Origin of the sequence: Peribacillus butanolivorans, assembly GCF_001273755.1 — a bacterium.
GTDB lineage: Bacteria > Bacillota > Bacilli > Bacillales > DSM-1321 > Peribacillus > Peribacillus butanolivorans.
In genome coordinates, this window is record NZ_LGYA01000005.1 from 560,219 (window position 1) to 578,874 (window position 18,656).

Here is an 18,656-nt window from a genome sequence, read left to right on the forward strand (position 1 = left end):
ACTCTACCTTCTGAAAAAGAAAAAGACTGAGAGGGGGATAAAATGTATGAGTTTATTTAAAAAACAAAGAAAAAACAGCATTAACCTCTCCTCATTCAAGCAAGACGATAAGAATAAGGAAACGAACAAAGACTTGTTAAAAACAAGCCTCCAAGGAAACATTCAACATGTAAAGCAGCAGCTTGGAAATAGCAGCGATATCGTGATTAGAGAAATACAAATTGGCAAAGAGCCAAACGTTAAAGCATGTATTTTTTATACGGATGGATTGGTGGACACTAATTCCATTCAGAACTTTATCCTGGAATCACTCATGTTAGATATCCATCCTGATCAAGAGCAAATGATATCGTATCAACAAAATGTTTTACAAGTATTGAAAGGCCGCATCCTTGCGGTTGGAGACATACAGGATGTTACGGAATTCAGTTCTTTATTTACTTCCCTGTTATCAGGGGATGTTATTCTTTTATTGGATGGATATGCACAAGGTTTTACAATCGGTATGCGTGGTGGAAAAGACCGTGGTGTAATGGAATCCACCACGGAAACCGTCGTTCGGGGACCAAAGGAAGGTTTTACGGAGAGTTTGCGTACCAATACGTCGTTAATTCGACGAAAAATAAAGACTCCTCAACTTTGGTTGGAATCGAAAAAAATTGGAAAATTGACTAAAACCGATGTAGCAATCATGTACATCGATGGAATTGTGAATGACAAAGTTGTCGAAGAAGTGCACACGCGTCTGGATCGAATCGATATCGATGGAATCCTAGAAAGTGGTTATATTGAGGAATTGATTCAAGATGAAACGCACACTCCTTTTCCGACTATGTATTATTCTGAACGCCCTGATGTGATTGCCGCCGAGCTGTTGGAAGGGAAAGTCGCCATACTAGTGGACGGAACGCCGATTGTTCTAGTCGTCCCGGCACTGTTCGTCTCCTTTATACATTCCGCGGAAGATTATTATCAGCGTGCAGACATTGCCACCCTTATTCGTTTGCTTCGTTTTTTTACTATTTTTATTGCTCTACTAGGACCGTCCTTATATATCGCTATCACCACGTTTCATCAGGAAATGTTACCAACTAGACTTCTGATCAGTCTAGCTTCTCAACGTGAAGGGGTTCCCTTTCCTGCATTCTTTGAAGCTCTTATGATGGAAGTTGCGTTTGAAATCTTGCGGGAAGCTAGTTTACGAATGCCAAAAGCTATAGGACAAGCTATATCTATTGTAGGGACACTGGTGATTGGATCAGCGGCAGTAGAGGCTGGAATCGTATCGGCCGCCATGGTAATCGTTGTTGCAATCACGGCTATTTCAAGTTTCGTCCTTCCGTCATTTACCATTTCTATGTCGATTAGAATGCTCCGTTTCCCGATGATGGCGCTTGCCGCTTCTTTTGGCTTATTCGGGATAATCGTTGGGGTCATTGCACTTGTTCTTCACTTGTGCAGCTTGCGTTCCTATGGGGTTCCCTATATGAGTCCTTTTGCTCCTTTTATCGGTGAAGACATGAAGGATACGCTTATTCGGGTACCGAGATGGGGGATGTTTGCTCGCCCCCGTTTAATCAGCCAGAAAAACAATAAACGCGAGCATACCTCGGCACCGAAACCGCCGCGGGATAAAGTGTGAGATTGACAACAAAGTTATCAAAATGGTATCAAAATACACAAAACGCTTTTATTTAGTTGGATAAAGCCATTTAACATGGCGATTCTAAGCTACCAAAAAGGTATATGAAGGATTGGAATAAACAATTTTGACTTGTCTGGGTAGATACAAAGATTTGACGGTACAGTATCCTATTCTGTTATAAAGCAAAAAGAGAAAGGAGTAGTAGAATTTGTTGGCTGTTACAGTAATCCTTGTCATCGTCGCTATAATTATCGCTATTGATGTTCCTAGTCTGTTGAGGAAAAAATTAAAAAAGGAACTATGGATATTTTCCGTTCTTCTACTATTCGGAACCGCGTTAAGCATTTCCCAAGCACTGAATATCAAGATTCCCAATCCACTAGATTGGATTACAGCAATTTATAAACCGCTTTCCGACATGATTGAGAAATTATTAAAGTGAAAATGAGAATATGCAAAAAATGCTTAGAACGGGCATATAGTTGAAAAATAAGGAAGTTCCACTTCATATCGAGTATTTAGACGAACTTGATCAGAGGACCTTTCGCGGTGGTTCAGGCCGTTTAGTTGTCCATATTCAAAAAACATTTGAAAGAAGCGCACTTATTGGCGGAAAATGATCCTCATGTCGCTCATAGCGAAGACATGAATTAAAAGAGAGGCAATTTAATAACGAATGGCTAAAAGAAGTTAATTAGTTGTGTGCCAGCATTGAGGCCTTCATTCACATCAGGAGCTGGCGACAGTTTCTTTTCTTTTTGAAATAAATCTACTAATATGATGACTGGAAAATCTGATTAATTTTAAAAGAGTACTCGTTATTGTGCGGGTATCCCTTATTAGGGGTACAGCAATGAGGGCCATGTGCAAATAGATTCCATTTAATAAAAGGATATCATGAAACACAACGTAACCCCATTTCTTGATTCTTGATAAAACAAACTAATTACTTTATCTTGTCTAAAAAGGAATTACCAACTGTACCTACGTTTCGGATTTCTCCTTGTACCTCTATATTTACAGGCAAGTTCTCAAAATTTTTATCCCAATCTTTTTTGAGTTTTTTCCAGGCTTCAGGATCAGCTCGATGAATCGCCTCACCAAATCCAAAAATGTCTACTTTCTCATTTTTCTGTACCTGTTTTATTGAATTTATGAAAAATTTCTTCGCTTCTTTTTCATAAATTTTCTCTAATTTTTCAATCGTTTCTGGTTTTGTCAAATCGATATGACATTCTACTTCGCCTAAATTGCCTTCCACACGAATATTTAGATCTATCTCAGGTTTTCCATTCTTTATCTTACCCTTTATTTTCGTGTTTGACTTTTTCACTTCATACACAGCTTTTCCGCCTTTAGGACACGGTATATTCACAACTGTACTTTTCTCCTTATTTGTAATGACAGTATACGTTTTGCTTTGTTTCTCATTTAACCAGCCAACTAATTTATCATCATTAAATACCGCTAGTCCTTTAAACCTCAAACGAGCAGGGGGATCAATCATTTCTCCATTCTGTTTGCTTAAAGAAGTTTCTTCATCACCTTTTATATCTGCTTGGATTCCTGTTAACACCGGTTGTTTTCCTTCACTTACAATATCCGAAATCAGTTCGTCTAAACTCTCGAAACTTGTCGCTGACCATGCAGTTGCTGAGACTTTCAGGGTATCAAATATTTGATTTGCAGGTATTTTTTCTAAAGACGTGGGCACCTTCAGGATCTCTGCTGCTTTCATTCCCTTAGCTACGACGATATAAAAATCGGATCGGATTTCCCAGTCCCTTGAGAGAAGATCTAACGGTTTCCCAATTCCTTTTTTTGCTAATGACTCACCAATCACGAGGACTCGAAGATGTGAGGGATATATTTTTCTTGGGGATTCCTTGGTCATTTTTCGGATAGCCTCAAAAACAGTTTCCCCTTTCGCCTGATAGATGATTGTCGGTGATCCGCCGGAACCTCCACCGCCTTTTCCTGTAGCTAATTCTCCTGGATTTACCACTTGGGCGGTTACAAGATATTGACCATCCTTTGTACGATCTAGCCCTATGGCCATCGTAATAGCCAGTTCATTTAATTCACGACGGTTCCAGCAACCAGTAGTGAATAACAGGAATACGATTAGTATGATAAACATGGTGTAGCTCCGTTTCATAGACGAGACTCCTTTTGCTCTATTTATTTATAGGGGTTCAGCCGGGTCATAGCGATACAGTATTTACTAATTTTTGTTTAATCAGAATTTTTCCAGAAACGACCATTGGAGGGGATCTTCCTATTGTTCGAAATTGATGGTTAAAATGAATGCTTTTAGTCCCTAAACCCTTTCTATTCAAAATCCTGAAAAAAAGCAGAATGACGATTAAATAAATTTTCTTAGTGTGGGTTTTATGTAAGTTATCTATACTCTGAATTTCGGGAGTATTCAAAGGATCTTTTTTTATTTTTGATGTATTTTTTTTCGAAATACATTGATTGCTAATAAGAGAATAGGAAGTACAAGTCCGTACGTCGAAGCGTATAGGGGCCAAATTTCTTTATCAAATGTGGTTGAATGGACCACATTGGGATGTATAAGTATGGAAAGCGAAACTACGATCATCCCAAAAGGTACCGTAAGTGGCCGATAATCCTTCATATTCAATGTTTGTGCAAGACCTATAACTGTAGCGTAAAAGTAAAAAGCCATTTTAAAATAAATCGTGATAATCCACATGATAGCCATTATTGCTTCAATCCTTTGAAGAAAATCGCCAACGTTTAGTTTTCTGGCCAAAAGATAACTTGGATACGTTTGTCTGGCACTACTATCTGCGCCTAAAACAAGAATAGTTAAAGCGATAATGATGATTAAACAGATTCCGCCGATTAGTATTCCGATAAAAAAATTTTTTTCAGCTGCTTTTGGTTGATTCACTGAAACAGGAAAAATCATTAATAAAACAATCAATGGCAAAGAAAAGATACTTGAAAAAAGAAAAACAGCATGAATCATCGGTTTTATTCCTGTTTCAAATACGGGTTGTATATTTTCAAACTTAAATTGAACAGGAGGTAAAAATATTGAGCCCACTAGAACTAGGAATAAAAAAACAAAGATAGGAAATAACAATTCTGCAGAACGAGCCAACGGTTCAAGACCAAGGCGAACTCCCATTATTAGGATGCATGCGAAAAGAATATTGATCGCTTCAATTGGTGTATCAGGCATAATCTGTGTAGTTAAGAAACTCCCAACATAAAACAATAGTTGTACCGTGGAGTAAAGTGTAAATAAAATAAACGTAAGTGAGACCGCCTTACCTAACCATTTGCCAAAAAGTGTCTCATTGATTTCAACAAGCGTCTTAGTGGGGAACATCCTGCCTACAGCGATATATAAAGCCACCAGCAATAAACCTATGCCTGTACCGATTACAGCTGCAATCCAAGCATCTTGTTTTACCTCTTGAGCCATAACTCCAGGAATCACCAAGATGGTCGTACCTATAGAAAATAAAATAACTAAAATTGCAAATTGTCGAGCACTAATTTTGAAATTTTCCACTATATCCCGACTTCCCATCGCTGATTATATTCCTATTGTTACCTATGTATTGTTAGAATAAACTCTTGCTGTATAGAAAGCTTTGATATGTCAACGCTTTCAAATTTCTTTAGAATTTCTTGTGGCTAATACGTCCACAATTGAGTCTCCGACACATTTAGCTAATTTTCTATAGTCCATAATATTACCCCCTTTCCTCATACATAATTTGGAAATTGTTGTATCACTACCTTTTATCATTAAAACAAAACAAATGAAGTGTAACTTTCTTCCAAATTATTCGTCGGTAATGTTAAGTGAAGGAGGAATACCGATGAATCGAAAAAAAGTGATACTTATTTTCAGCTTGTTTCTTTTATTGGGGGCATGCAGTAGTAATGATAAAGAAGAATCCTTATCGAAGTCACAGGAAGGAAAAGTGGAAAGTAAAATGGACGCCTCCTTATCTGGAGAACAGGCTTCTGATAAGCAGGCGGAAAAAGAAGCGGCAACAAATGAAAGAATGGTCATCCATCAAGCACAGCTTAAGTTGAAAGTGAAAAATCTTGAAAAAACACAAATGAAGATTGAAAGAAAGGCGAACGAATACGGGGGCTATGTTGTAGAGTCGAATGTATACAGGGAAGATGAAGAGATGGTAGAAGGTTCGATTACAGTACGGATTCCGGAAGCTCGTTTTCAGGATTTTCTCGTTGATACCGAGGGGCAGGCTTCAGAAGTGGTCGAAAGAAATGTGACAGGCCAGGATGTAACAGAGCAGTATGTAGATTTAAAGGCAAGACTGAAATCAAAGCGGGCTGTGGAAGAGAGGTTACTTGCATTCATGAAGGATGCTAAGAAAACGGAAGATTTGCTGAAAATATCATCCGATCTTGCCACTGTCCAAGAGGAGATAGAGCAGCTAGTTGGGCAAATAAAGTATCTTGAAAACCAAACCTCGTTTTCAACGGTAACAATATCTTTATCGCAAGACCATATTATTGTGCCAGGTATTGATAATAAAAAATTGAATACATGGGAGAGAACGAAGAAGCAATTCGCAACGAGTGCGAACTTTTTACTTAAAGCAGTTTCAGGACTGATTGTTTTTATTATAGGAAACTTGCCGGTCCTCATTATTTTAGGCGTAGTGGGTGCTGTAATTTATTGGACGCTAAAAAGAAGGAGAAAAGGATAAATATAAATCATAAAAAAAGGGTGTCCAAGTTGATAGGACACCCTGTATCTATTTATTATTTTCTCTTATGCAAACCGGATACATAATACAAGACTACAAGCAATATGATCCAAATCGGACCGACGATCAAGGCGATTCTGGTATCTGCTGAAAAGCCGAGTATGACCATTACAAATACTAGAAAAGCAAGAGCGAAATAAGAAGTGAGTGGGAATAACGGCATCTTATACGTTAAGCCTTGTTTTTCTCCCGGACTCATTTTCTTTCTTGAGATAATCTGTGTAACAAGAATAGTTCCCCATGTCCAGAGGGCACCGAATGTAGCAACACTTGTTACGTAACCGAAGACCTTATCCGCTTCCATATAGTTAAGGTAGACGCCGAATAGAAGCACGACAGCCGAAACAATAATGGCAACACCTGGAACGCCTGTCTTTGTTGTACGTTGGAAGCTTTTTGGTGATTCCCCTTGCTGTGCTAGGTTAAACAACATTCTGCCTGTACTAAAGATCCCGCTGTTACAAGATGAAAGGGCTGCTGTCAGTACGACAAACTGAATGATTCCTGCTGCACCTGGTATACCAATTTTATCAAACATCATAACGAATGGGCTGTCCTTTCCATTCATTTGATCCCATGGAGTAATCGATAAAATGACAGTTAAAGCTAAAACGTAAAAAAGTAAAATTCGATAAAAGACTGTATCGATGGCTCTTTTTAAAGATTTTTCTGGGTTTTTGACTTCACCTGCAGTTACCCCGAGCATTTCAATTCCCAAATAGGCGAACATGACCATTTGGAAAGAGAGGATGACACCGGAAATTCCATTAGGGAAAAAACCGCCATTTTCTACAAGGTTGCCGAATCCGACTGCGATTCCACCGTTTCCGAGTCCAAAGAGAATCATTCCAAACCCAAGAACAATCATTAGAATAATCGTAACAATTTTAATTAAGGCAAACCAAAACTCCAATTCACCATAAGCCTTTACAGCAAGAAAGTTAATCGTTGTCATAATGGCAAGAGCCGCTAATGCCCAAGCCCATTGTGGGGTCCCTGGAAACCAAAACTGCATATAAATTCCGACTGCTGTAATTTCAGCCATACAGGTGGCAATCCAAACGAACCAGTAATTCCAACCGGTTATATATCCGGCAAGAGGGCCGACATATTCGCTTGCATAGCGACTAAAAGAGCCTGCGACTGGATTTTTTATCGCCATTTCCCCTAGTGCCCGCATGATAAGATAGATCATAAGCCCGCCAATTGCATACGAAATAATAATAGCTGGGCCGGCTAATTTAATCGCAGATGCCGAGCCGAGAAATAAACCGACTCCAATGGCTGCGCCAAGAGACATTAATGCGATGTGTCTTTCTTCCAATCCTCTGTGCAGTTGAGAATCTTTGGAGTTTTGCATAATTTTCCCCTTTTCTTTGTTGGAGTGTAATTTTCTCTTTCTAGCATTTTATCACTAGTAGAGGCTAATCAATATTATTTATTGATTTTTCACATAATATTACAACTAAATAATATATTTTAATAGAAAGTTTGTAAAGTAAAAAAATGAAAACGCTTACTATAAAAGGCATTAGCTATGTAAAAAAAGTTGAAATTTTTATAATATTTAAATAGATTGCTATTCGGAGAAAGTATAATTATGTGATTTTTCTAAAAATTTAGACTTTATAAGAGGAAAGAGCTGCCCTGAAAAACAGGACAGCTCTTTCCTCTTACTGCCAGATGGATGAGGCCCACTCCTGATGATCAATGAATGGGTTGCGATTATGCTGATATTTATTATAAATGGCTGCATTTCGATTACGTTCAAAGGTATCTACTGGGGCCTGTTCGTTCCATTCCGGCAGGACCTCCAACTTTCTATAAGGATTGGTGCGGTTGTTCACTTGATTATTTAGTTCTAAATCAAATTCACCACTATCACCGTAATGAACGGCCATATAAAACAGTATTCGGGCAATTTCGCTGTCCATTCAATTCACGAACCTACGCTACGTTAGCTCCTTCTATGTTTGAACTGAAAATATTAATTTTTATCATAATCAATAAGAAAGCTAGTAATGCAAACACAATTCCGCTCCAGATGAGTTGATGTATTCCCAAGTGAGAAATAAACCAACCACCAATAGATGCCCCCAAAGTAATTCCAAGATTGGAAAATGAGACAAACAAGCTGTTGCCGAATTCAGGTGCTTCCTTCGCTTCAGTTGTCAACCATGTTTGACTGACAATTAGACCACCAGAATGCACTATTCCCCAAATGAAAACCATTAGAATCATCGGAATTAAATAAGAGTCCAAATAATAAGCGAATAAATAAATTACTATATATAGAAGGGGAAACATTATTACGGTCTTAGTTATGCTTTTTTGCAAGAATCCACCAAACAAAAAATTCCCAAAAATCATGATTAGACCAAACGCCATCAACATTACACTAATCAAAGAACCATTCATATGTGTTAATTGTCCCAAATATTCGGCAAAGTAGCTGTACACAGAAAACATCGCTGCAAAGATAAACATAACGGCTGCGATGTTTAACCATAATCCCGGTTTACGTAATATTCCAAGCTGCATTCCATAAGACATTTTTTCCTCATTAGGCATGGAAGGAAGCCACATTAATATTCCTACAAAAGCAATCGCATTTACAACAGCCCCAAATAAGAAAGCAGTTTCTAACGAAAACTGTTCCGCGAAATAAGAAGTTAAAGGTACGCCAAATGCAAATCCGAAAGTAATTCCGGCAAAAACCTTTGTAACTGCTTGGTTACTTTTTTCCGGAGGAACAAGTTTGGCAGCAGTCACAAGGGCTATCGAAAAAAAGACAGGATGAAAAATAGCGGGTAGTATACGGAAAACTAGCATGATATCAAATTTCGTTGTACATGCATAAATAATATTCGAAATCGTGAACATAAACACTGAGGTTAATAGAATTACTTTACGATTAATTCCAGAAGTGAGTAATGTCAAGAATGGACCTGAAATGGCAACGATTAAAGCAAATATACTTACAAGTAATCCGGCTTGTGAAGTTGTTATATTAAATTTTTGAGTTATCTGGGGTAGAACTCCCACAATACCCATTTCAGTTGTAATAATGCCGAATACGCCTAGAGCCAACATAATAATAAGCAAAGGGTTAACTTTTTTCATTAATACAAATCTCCATTCTTATTGTATATTTCTTAATTTATATATAGATATAAATCATTTATAAAATTAAATATCTGTATATCTAGATATGTAAAAACAAAAAAAGAATGACCTCCTTTACGTTTATTTTATAGTTCTTTTTGAATGTACTCGGAAAATTCATGTATTGTTTTTTCATTCCGACGATAATAGGTCCACTTTCCGATTCGCTCAGATTCCAACAGCCCAGCTTTTTGCATGGTTAACAAATAACTAGAGATGACAGATTGTGCAAGCCCCGATTTAACCTGAATATCTCCCACACATACACCAACTTTAAAATTTAGCCCTTGTTGAAAATAAGGCTTTTCATTAAAGAACTTCTCTGGGTTTTTTAGCCATAGCAAAATTTGACGACGAGTATCATTTGACAAAGCTTTATAAATTAATAAAGGTTCCATATAAATCATTATATCTATTTTTATAGATTTGTAAATGTAAAGTTTACCGTTTTCACCGATAAGTAATTTGAAGATGCGGAAAAAGTAACACGAAAAAAGTGAATCTACATAGTGAATTAAGCTCTTATCGAAAGTCGTACAGTAGTAGTCCTTTCGATATTTCTGTAGGGTCATCGATGATGCGAAGACCCTGATTTTCAGCTGGCAGAGTCATGGTAGGAGCCAACCCCGGTTCTGTCACCCACTGAATCCATGGCAGATACATCTTTTAAGCCGGGATGGGTGAAATATTCACTCAGTAACAAGGAAGAAGAGTCTTTTATCCATAAGCATAACCGTACATACCGATTTCGATGGAAATGGGAGTGAATCGATTTATGAAGGAATGACATGTTCAGAAAACATAAGCCAAGATTTATGCTGTCTTTTATGCTCAGATTCCCTCCTTCTTTCGCTCTGAATTTGGGTTAAAATCTAATCTTTCACCACCATAACCGGTGTCAAAAATGAGCGAATAAAGCTATTACATAATAGGGGAATTTAGGGGAATAGCCCGGGAAATATCGAAGGGTGTTATGGAAATAGTAATGAAAACGAAAAACCGTCAGCATTCTACTGACGGTTTTTCTACTCTTTTTTTATAATAAGACTTTGGATGAAACTTAATAACAATGAACCGATTAGGGCTCCCCAAAAAGATTCTATTTCAAAGCCACTGACAACATAGGATGTAATTTGGAACGTGAAGGCATTGATAATGAACGAAAACAAGCCGAAGGTTAGGATAGTGATCGGCAAAGCGATAAGTTGAAGAATTGGTTTAACTAGCATGTTCATGATTGATAATATAAAAACCGCCAGTAGGGCTGTACCATAAGATTTTATCGTGATGGAGTCGAGAAGCCAGTCAATAACGAGTAAAATCAACCCGTTGATAAGAAATCGCATTATTATATTCATGAAAAACTCCTCCTGAAGACACTATTCTACACTAGTCATTATACTAAAATTTTATGAATTTCAGTTATATGTTTGCTGAATTGTCACAAAAAAATAACGATTCGAATACGTTTTCTTGCAGAAAATAAAAAGCCCCATAATTGGGGCTTTAACCAGTTTAGTTACTAGCGATAATCTTTTCGAAATCACTCAATTCTTTTGAGTTTTTAAGCTTTAAATTTGTGTTTAAAGATAGCAGAGCACTTTCGATAAGAAAGTGGCGCGGCTCACCTTTTTGCAGAAATTCTTCTTGGATAAAGTGCACTAATTTTAAGTGTTTTACCCGTTCTGCTTCATCTTGGAAAAGTTTTAAGATGACTTTTTTAAGTTCGGCTGTAGAGTGAAGGAGAGCAGTGTGAAAATCCTGTTTCGTATCGAAACATTCTGGCAACCATTGCTTTATATAATCAGGATCGAGAAGCTGTACTCCTGATTGGCTCACATCATCGAAAAGAGTTTTAAGCCTATCAACACAATAACGAATTATTTCAGTAGGGTTGAAATCAGGCTCTTTAGCTAACGCATTAAAATGAATGGTTTGGTGCATCATCCCTGAATAAAGTATGGCACAATCTAATATATAAGGTTTTTTCTCTTCGCCGAATATTTCTAGAAACCGTTTTGATAGCCAATGTATATGTTTGAATTTTGCATGTGTAATAAAGTTTTTAAGTTCGGTATCATTTGAAATCATTATTTCTTCAAATAAGGAAAATAGTTTATTACTTCTATTGGAGTGTATTTGTAATTCAGATTGTTTGATGAATATTTCAATATCCGCAACATTTTGACCGATTAATAGTTCATTACTTTCATGTTCGAATTTTTCTTGGGTAGAGATAAAGACAGCTTTAAGCAGTTCACTTTTAGAAGAAAAGTAGTTATAAAATGTCCCTTTTGAAATACCGCTATAGTCCAAAATATCCTGAATAGATGTTGCTTGATAACCCTTTTCAATAAATAACTGGTGTGCATACTTAACTACAAGTTGTTTCCGTTCATTCATATAAATCACCCTTACTCTTATTGGACGGTCATTTTAACGTAATAGTATCTTATTTTTTATACGAACACAAACCAGTATTTTCACAATTGTTTTATTGCTTAATTCTAGGGAAGGGAGTAGTGTCAGGAAAAATGAACGATAAGTTTAATAGAAGAAAAAGTAATAGAGTTCAACATCAATAAAACGACCACTGAATAGGGTAGATAGCGACCTTCATAACGGTGGATTCATAGCTTTCCTAAACTAAACTTTAGTGAATGTGGCTCTACCATCGATTAGGTGTGGAGTTTTTTTACGTTCTTCATAAAGTGTGTTTGATCAGATACCGGAATCTCACAAAAAAGATAAAAGCATTAGTTTTTAGAGCTGCCATTCCTTTTATAAGGATGGTAGCTGTTTTGCTGTTTTGCTTGTGATTTAAAAAAAGGAAATAGAAGTGAACATTGTCACATGCGAATCTTATGCTTTGTTATAAAATGAGAGAGTGAGCTAGATTTATCCAATTTTTAAGAAAATTATGGAAGATACTTAAACTTATCTTCATTCTCGTTTAATATCCTATTAGATATAGAAATGATAAAATCATGCAGTATGAAGGAAAAGTGACATTGAAGTGAAATACCAGTAAAAGGGATGAAAAAATCGAAGAAAATTGTAGTAAAGCGATTTATAAAATTTGATATTTCCTTTTACTGGATTTAAAATAAAAGTATAAACAATTACAACCTTAATGAATTAATTATTATATTAAAATTATTATAAATAAGTATTGATTTTTTTCTGATAAGGCTTATCATTATATACATAAATAATAATGAAAAGGTGGTTCAATTATGACTAATAAGACAAACCTTACAACTAGCTGGGGTGCACCAGTTGGAGATAACCAAAATTCAATCACTGCGGGACAACGTGGCCCTGTACTCATTCAAGATGTACACTTATTAGAAAAATTAGCGCACTTTAACCGTGAACGTGTGCCTGAACGTGTAGTTCATGCAAAAGGTGCCGGTGCATTCGGTACTTTCGAAGTAACGAACGACCTTTCTAAGTATACGAAAGCTAAACTTTTCAATGGTGTTGGCAAGAAGACAGATTTATTTATCCGTTTTTCTACAGTAGCTGGCGAATTAGGCTCAGCTGATACAGTTCGTGATCCACGTGGATTTGCTGTTAAATTCTACACGGAAGAAGGAAACTACGATATCGTTGGTAACAATACGCCTGTATTCTTTATCCGCGATGCGATCAAATTCCCCGATTTCATCCATACACAAAAGAGAGATCCAAGAACACATTTGAAAAACCCGACTGCGGTCTGGGATTTTTGGTCACATTCACCAGAATCTCTACACCAAGTAACGATTCTAATGTCTGACCGAGGCATTCCGGCTACACTTCGTCATACACATGGTTTTGGAAGCCATACATTTAAATGGGTGAATGATGAAGGACAAGGTGTTTGGGTGAAATATCACTTTAAGACAGAACAAGGCATCAAAAACCTTGATGTGAATCTTGCTGCAAAACTTGCGGGTGAAAACCCTGATTACCATACGGAAGATCTTTTCAATGCAATTGAAAAAGGCGACTTCCCTGCATGGAAATTATACGTACAAATCATGCCTTTGGAAGATGCAGATACCTACCGTTTCGATCCATTTGATGTAACAAAAGTATGGTCTCAAAAAGATTACCCGTTAATCGAACTTGGCCGGATGGAATTGAATAGGAATCCTGAAAACTATTTTGCAGAAGTAGAGCAAGCTACGTTCTCACCAGGAACATTCGTACCAGGAATTGAAGCTTCTCCAGACAAAATGCTTCAAGGACGTCTATTTGCATATGGTGATGCACACCGTTACCGTGTTGGTTCTAACCACAACCAACTTCCGGTTAACCGTCCGAAAGTGGAAGCAAACAACTATCAACGTGATGGCTTCATGCGTGCGGATGACAATGGCAAGGGTTCAGTTTATTATGAGCCTAATAGCTTTGATGGCCCTACTGAAACAGCTGAAAATAAAACCACTCCATTTGAAGTGACTGGGCAAGTTGCACAAGTAGGACATAACAGTGATGACCACTACACTCAAGCAGGTGACTTATACCGTCTATTGAGTGAAGAAGAAAAAACTAGACTTGTAGAAACTATTGTGGGAGCAATGAAACCAGTCGAATTAGAAGAAATCAAACTTCGCCAAATTGGCCATTTCTACAAAGCTGATCCAGAATACGGAACACGCGTTGCTGAAGGTCTAGGCTTAGCAGTACCAGAAGAAGCAAGAAGCATAAAATAATGAATTCTTAATCTTAACAAAAAGCAAACAGGCATCCATTTATAAATGGGTGCCTGTATTAATTTGAAGGTTAAACGGCTTGATGTGGAGAAAATTGGGCTGGGTTATTTGACCAATATGACAGTGCTGCCAACCAAAGCGGTTTGTATTTGTGTATTGGCACAACCCATTATTGGGATGAAAATTGGCAATAATTTGGCCAAATCAGCATACATTTGGATAAGTGGAGGTGCAGAATGGACGTTTTTGTGCGGCAGAATGATTCCTTGTGGCATTATAGCCAATTATTCAATGTGAATTATCAACTGATAATTGATTCCAATAGCGGGATTGATCCTCTTGCCCTCATGATAGGACAGAAGATCAAAATTCCAGGCTTTACGACGACTGGTCATCATATTAAGAAAGGGGATTCCTTATGGGCGATTGCCAAATCACGCAATCTTCCATTGGATGCACTATTTTTGGTTAATCCTAGTCTCAATGCGAATGCCTTGCAAATTGGCCAGACGATTTCTGTACCATTAAGGATTACTTGGAGGCTTGTTCAAGGAAATCAGGAATATGACTATCAAACGATGATGAATGATGTAAAACGACTGAAAAGCATCTATCCTTTTATTAAAACATCCTCGATTGGAGATTCGGTTCTCGGGAAGGAGATCCCTGAAGTGCTGATTGGGAATGGTGACAAACGAGTGCACTATAATGGTTCATTTCATGCAAATGAGTGGATTACGACCCCTGTGATTATGACTTTTTTAAATGATTATTTAATGGCAATCACGAATCAAACTGGGATCCGCAGTCTATCTCTATTCCCTTATTATCAGCAGACGATGCTATCTCTCGTTCCGATGGTGAATCCTGATGGAGTGGAGCTGGTTCTAAAAGGACCACCTGCTGATGCCTCATTGAAATCACAGCTCGTGGAATGGAATAATAATAGCGAGGATTTTTCTGGCTGGAAAGCTAATATCAATGGAGTCGATCTGAATGATCAGTTTCCCGCCAAATGGGAGCTAGAACAAGCTCGCAATATGGTCACGAAGCCAGGACCAGCAAATTATTCTGGAAAAGGTCCGCTAACGCAGCCAGAGGCAATTGCGATGGCTGATTTGACAAGAAAACGGGATTTTGACAGAGTGCTTGCTTTTCATACCCAAGGGGAGGTCATTTATTGGGGGTTTGAAGATTTGGAACCACCCGAGTCTAAAACGATCGTCAATGAATTTGCGAGGGTCAGCGGTTATGAGCCCGTCAAATCCGCTAATAGTTATGCAGGATATAAGGATTGGTTTATTCAGGATTGGCGGAGGCCAGGGTTTACCGTTGAGCTCGGCAAAGGAAAAAACCCGCTTCCTTTAACACAATTTGATGAGATTTATCAGAAAACGCTGGGGATTTTTCTAGCTGGTTTGTATATGTGAATTTGTCCATGTGAAAAAGCTCAACTCCTGGTCTTTAGGGGAAGAGCTTTTAGTCCTATAGACTATTAGACCGGAAACGATGATGAGGGCTGCTTCAATAATAAGGTAAAGTTTGAATTGCCTTATTGATTGCATGATTAACTCGTTTTTAAGCCTAAAAGTAACGATTTTTCTCCAGCATTCGTATTGCTTAAATTGCAGCCCTTACCTAAAAGGTATACTAATAGTTTTACGGTAAAGAAGCTTGACTCCTTTAGCGCTAGTATCGGCCCCACCTACGCCAGATACATTGACGGCCACGCATGCCATCCAACCTAAGTTTATTATAATAGAAAGCGCTTACATTTACAAAAAAATCGTAGAACAAATTTCGACATCTACTCCTGTATACCCACCTTAGTGAAGGGAAATTTGACTTCTCACTGAGGTGGGATTCTTTAGTATTAACCATGTTAACGAGCGATGAATTCCTGAAGTTTTTTTGTTAGGCCGCCATTGCCAAATTTAATGAACTTTGTTTTTCCAGCTTCCTGTTCTGGAGAAGCAGCAAATTCCAAGAAGGCTAAAAGGTTGATCCGACGGTTAAGGATATGGATGATACCATATTCATAAAACCAATTATCAATCGTATTGTAAACTCCTTTATTCAGCGAATATTGCTGCTGGCACCATTGAAAAAATTTTCTATCAGGCAGATGGAGGTACTCCATCTCTTCTAAGCGGGTATTTTTTTTCTCCTTCATAATAGGGAACATAGGCCTTAGTAATTCTTTTTGCAAAGTCAATTCCTCCCTCATTTGATAATAACGAAAAGGCCCCCTATTCATGTTGTTGAATAGAGAGCCTCTAGTGAACTAGTCAGCCGATATATTTATTATATAAAACCAGCATAAAACATATTAAACTTAGTTGTCAAGTATGAATTAAATGCAGGTTTTTGTATTAAGCGTTTTATTTCTTAAAAAACCCGTATTTATTACGTTCACTTGCTATTAATAGAGAAAAATAAATGAAAAGACGAATAAAATTTTGTGTTTATTCATTTATAGTTCGTATATAATGGTTTTGAAGACATAGAGGGGGAGAGACTGGATGTATAAATCGAAAAAGATTTTATTATTAGGTTCGGGTGAATTAGGTAAAGAGGTCATTCTTGAAGCACAGCGTCTTGGTGTAGAGACCGTTGCCGTAGACCGCTATGAACAGGCACCTGCAATGCAAGTTGCTCATCGAAGTTATGTCATCGATATGCTGGATGCGAATCAGCTTAGGGAAATTGTTGAAAAAGAACAACCCGATTTAATTGTGCCGGAAATTGAGGCTATTGCCACATCTGAATTAATCAAATTAGAGGATGAGGGCTTTCATGTCATTCCAACAGCAAGAGCGGCTAAGTTAACAATGGATCGTGAAGGAATTAGAAGGTTGGCTTCTGAAACACTAGAGCTTCCAACTGCTGCTTACCAATTTGCTGATACATATGAAGAATTTGTCCAAGCTGCCAAAGAGATTGGGTTTCCTAATGTCGTAAAACCGCTAATGAGTTCTTCAGGGAAAGGGCAAAGTGTCTGCCGTACGGAAGATGATCTTGAAGAATGTTGGAAAATTGCGATGGAAGGCGGCCGGGTTCAAAATGGACGAGTGATAATTGAAGAATTTATTCGTTTTGATTCAGAAATCACGCTCCTTACTGTTCGTGCAGTAAATGGAACGATGTTTTGTGCTCCAATCGGTCATATTCAGCAGGGTGGGGACTATATTGAATCTTGGCAACCTCATAATATGACAGAAGCACAAATCGTAGAGGCGAAAAGAATTGCCCAGGCCATTACAGATGAACTTGGAGGATACGGATTATTTGGGGTAGAACTTTTCCTATCTGGAGATAAAGTCTATTTCAGTGAAGTTTCTCCACGCCCGCATGATACAGGGCTAGTGACATTAGCTACCCAAAATTTATCGGAGTTTGCCCTGCATGTACGAGCAATTCTAGGGTTTCCAATTCCAGAAATCACGCTGATTTCTCCAGGAGCCAGCCGTCCGTTAAAAGCGCCAGTCGAGTTATCGGAATATTCTATAGTTGGTGTTGAACAAGCCTTGGCTTTGCCGAATACACAAGTGCGCGTCTTTGGAAAACCGGTCACGAAGGTTGGTAGAAGGGTAGCTGTTGCTTTATCTTCCGCCGATTCAGTCGAAATTGCGCGAGTGAATGCAGCCCGTGCTTTGGAATATTTGAAGGTAGAGAAGTAATATTAAAAAGCGCTCTGGAATAGAGCGCTTCAGACTGTAGACAAACTCGATGGAAATCGAGTTTGTCTACAGTTTTTTTTAAGGGTTTTAAAAATTCGAACGTTGATTTCCACTCCAGGCACTCGCTTTCCGCGGGCGGTCCGGGAGCCTCCTCGGCGCCTTTGCGCCTGTGGGGTCTCCCTTGGACGCGCTTTTCCCGCAGGAGTCTCGCACCTTCCGTTCCAATCAACTTTGTTTTAACAATTAAATTTAACCGCTTTTGCCTACAGTCTTTTTTGTTTTAAATATAGGAGTAAAGCGCTCTGGAATAGAGCGCTTTTTTTTACTTTAGACATGATTGTCCATCTCCATGGTTAATCCATAATCAAGCTGCCATCCGCAACTAAGTTCGACCAGTCACAACCCGGCTTCAGGGGGATGTGAAGAATAACACAGCATCGGCTGCCTTTTCAGTGGCAGTCACTTTTTGGAGTGGAGTACTTTCTCTTATCATCTGGAAAACTTCATCTGAAGTAGCAGAACTGGCATCCGTATATTGAAGCTGTCCACCTGGAACTATATTACGATGACTCCGTCTTTTCCTAATTTGTATTTACCCTGTCTTAACAATTAAACCGCTACATTTTTACATTTCCTTGACATTAGGTTCATCTTCTTCCCTTATAGTTTAATTAAA

At 38.1% G+C, this 18,656-nt stretch carries 16 protein-coding genes and 1 pseudogene; 8 read left to right on the top strand and 9 right to left on the bottom strand.

Features of this window, described 5'->3' with window-relative positions; translation table 11 throughout:
* Positions 1-46: 46 nt before the first annotated feature.
* The 3 genes from AKG34_RS24695 to AKG34_RS28170 all read left to right on the top strand — a co-directional run bounded on the left by AKG34_RS24695 (position 47) and on the right by AKG34_RS28170 (position 2,265).
* Entirely contained in the window at positions 47-1,642 is a 1,596-nt protein-coding gene (locus AKG34_RS24695; protein WP_053348775.1) for a spore germination protein, read from the top strand.
* Positions 1,643-1,856: 214 nt separating this feature from the next.
* A complete protein-coding gene (locus AKG34_RS24700) occupies positions 1,857-2,087 on the top strand; it encodes a hypothetical protein (RefSeq protein ID WP_330219189.1) in 231 nt (76 codons plus the stop codon).
* Between the two features lie 40 nt (positions 2,088-2,127).
* A complete protein-coding gene (locus AKG34_RS28170) occupies positions 2,128-2,265 on the top strand; it encodes a hypothetical protein (protein WP_161804979.1) in 138 nt (45 codons plus the stop codon).
* Positions 2,266-2,591: 326 nt separating this feature from the next.
* Here AKG34_RS28170 and AKG34_RS24705 read toward each other — a convergent pair whose 3' ends face one another.
* Positions 2,592-3,803, bottom strand: coding sequence for a Ger(x)C family spore germination protein (locus AKG34_RS24705; protein WP_053348777.1), 1,212 nt, complete (start codon positions 3,801-3,803; stop codon positions 2,592-2,594).
* Between the two features lie 285 nt (positions 3,804-4,088).
* Entirely contained in the window at positions 4,089-5,195 is a 1,107-nt protein-coding gene (locus tag AKG34_RS24710; protein ID WP_330219190.1) for a GerAB/ArcD/ProY family transporter, read from the bottom strand.
* 313 nt (positions 5,196-5,508) lie between these two features.
* Here AKG34_RS24710 and AKG34_RS24715 point away from each other — a divergent pair, with 313 nt between their 5' ends.
* Positions 5,509-6,372: a DUF4349 domain-containing protein gene (locus AKG34_RS24715; RefSeq protein WP_053348779.1), complete on the top strand. Its 864-nt coding sequence runs from the start codon at positions 5,509-5,511 to the stop codon at positions 6,370-6,372.
* Positions 6,373-6,427: 55 nt separating this feature from the next.
* Here AKG34_RS24715 and AKG34_RS24720 read toward each other — a convergent pair whose 3' ends face one another.
* From AKG34_RS24720 to AKG34_RS24745, 6 genes and pseudogenes are all read right to left on the bottom strand, one after another.
* Positions 6,428-7,792, bottom strand: coding sequence for an amino acid permease (locus tag AKG34_RS24720; protein WP_053348780.1), 1,365 nt, complete (start codon positions 7,790-7,792; stop codon positions 6,428-6,430).
* A gap of 313 nt (positions 7,793-8,105) precedes the next feature.
* Positions 8,106-8,357: pseudogene (locus AKG34_RS24725) on the bottom strand (endonuclease); the annotation flags it as partial.
* Positions 8,358-8,379: 22 nt separating this feature from the next.
* A complete protein-coding gene (locus AKG34_RS24730) occupies positions 8,380-9,555 on the bottom strand; it encodes an MFS transporter (protein ID WP_053348782.1) in 1,176 nt (391 codons plus the stop codon).
* A gap of 128 nt (positions 9,556-9,683) precedes the next feature.
* A complete protein-coding gene (locus AKG34_RS24735; RefSeq protein ID WP_053348880.1) occupies positions 9,684-9,995 on the bottom strand; it encodes an ArsR/SmtB family transcription factor in 312 nt (103 codons plus the stop codon).
* A 627-nt stretch (positions 9,996-10,622) separates the two neighbouring features.
* Entirely contained in the window at positions 10,623-10,955 is a 333-nt protein-coding gene (locus AKG34_RS24740; RefSeq protein WP_053348783.1) for a phage holin family protein, read from the bottom strand.
* A gap of 157 nt (positions 10,956-11,112) precedes the next feature.
* On the bottom strand, positions 11,113-12,000 hold the full coding sequence (locus tag AKG34_RS24745) for a TetR/AcrR family transcriptional regulator (RefSeq protein WP_053348784.1): 888 nt from the start codon (positions 11,998-12,000) through the stop codon (positions 11,113-11,115).
* Positions 12,001-12,833: 833 nt separating this feature from the next.
* On the opposite strand from AKG34_RS24745, the gene katA reads away from it, so the two are divergent.
* The 3 genes from katA (at position 12,834) to AKG34_RS24755 (ending at position 15,730) form a co-directional block, all read left to right on the top strand.
* A complete protein-coding gene (katA, locus tag AKG34_RS24750) occupies positions 12,834-14,300 on the top strand; it encodes a catalase KatA (protein WP_053348785.1) in 1,467 nt (488 codons plus the stop codon).
* A 63-nt stretch (positions 14,301-14,363) separates the two neighbouring features.
* Complete coding sequence (locus tag AKG34_RS27775) at positions 14,364-14,597, top strand: hypothetical protein (protein ID WP_152952405.1); 234 nt, start codon at positions 14,364-14,366, stop codon at positions 14,595-14,597.
* Entirely contained in the window at positions 14,537-15,730 is a 1,194-nt protein-coding gene (locus AKG34_RS24755) for a M14 family metallopeptidase (protein ID WP_053348786.1), read from the top strand. The genes AKG34_RS27775 and AKG34_RS24755 overlap by 61 nt, the downstream gene beginning before the upstream one ends.
* A 452-nt stretch (positions 15,731-16,182) precedes the next feature.
* On the opposite strand, the gene AKG34_RS24760 is transcribed toward AKG34_RS24755, so the two are convergent.
* Positions 16,183-16,509 carry a hypothetical protein gene (locus tag AKG34_RS24760; RefSeq protein WP_236695043.1) on the bottom strand — a complete coding sequence of 109 codons (327 nt, stop codon included), beginning with the start codon at positions 16,507-16,509 and terminating at the stop codon, positions 16,183-16,185.
* Positions 16,510-16,822: 313 nt separating this feature from the next.
* Between AKG34_RS24760 and purT the strand changes: the two genes are divergently transcribed.
* On the top strand, positions 16,823-17,980 hold the full coding sequence (gene purT, locus AKG34_RS24765) for a phosphoribosylglycinamide formyltransferase 2 (protein ID WP_053348787.1): 1,158 nt from the start codon (positions 16,823-16,825) through the stop codon (positions 17,978-17,980).
* Positions 17,981-18,656: the final 676 nt, after the last annotated feature.

What these genes read in the sequence shown, in the direction of transcription:
- AKG34_RS24755 (WP_053348786.1), top strand. Translation starts at nt 14,537, where the DNA reads ATGGACGTTTTTGTGCGGCAGAATGATTCCTTGTGGCATTATAGCCAA.
- AKG34_RS24720 (WP_053348780.1), bottom strand. Translation starts at nt 7,792, where the DNA reads ATGCAAAACTCCAAAGATTCTCAACTGCACAGAGGATTGGAAGAAAGA.
- katA (WP_053348785.1), top strand. Translation starts at nt 12,834, where the DNA reads ATGACTAATAAGACAAACCTTACAACTAGCTGGGGTGCACCAGTTGGA.
- AKG34_RS24740 (WP_053348783.1), bottom strand. Translation starts at nt 10,955, where the DNA reads ATGAATATAATAATGCGATTTCTTATCAACGGGTTGATTTTACTCGTT.
- AKG34_RS24730 (WP_053348782.1), bottom strand. Translation starts at nt 9,555, where the DNA reads ATGAAAAAAGTTAACCCTTTGCTTATTATTATGTTGGCTCTAGGCGTA.
- AKG34_RS24715 (WP_053348779.1), top strand. Translation starts at nt 5,509, where the DNA reads ATGAATCGAAAAAAAGTGATACTTATTTTCAGCTTGTTTCTTTTATTG.
- AKG34_RS24705 (WP_053348777.1), bottom strand. Translation starts at nt 3,803, where the DNA reads ATGAAACGGAGCTACACCATGTTTATCATACTAATCGTATTCCTGTTA.
- purT (WP_053348787.1), top strand. Translation starts at nt 16,823, where the DNA reads ATGTATAAATCGAAAAAGATTTTATTATTAGGTTCGGGTGAATTAGGT.
- AKG34_RS24735 (WP_053348880.1), bottom strand. Translation starts at nt 9,995, where the DNA reads ATGGAACCTTTATTAATTTATAAAGCTTTGTCAAATGATACTCGTCGT.
- AKG34_RS24695 (WP_053348775.1), top strand. Translation starts at nt 47, where the DNA reads ATGAGTTTATTTAAAAAACAAAGAAAAAACAGCATTAACCTCTCCTCA.
- AKG34_RS24745 (WP_053348784.1), bottom strand. Translation starts at nt 12,000, where the DNA reads ATGAATGAACGGAAACAACTTGTAGTTAAGTATGCACACCAGTTATTT.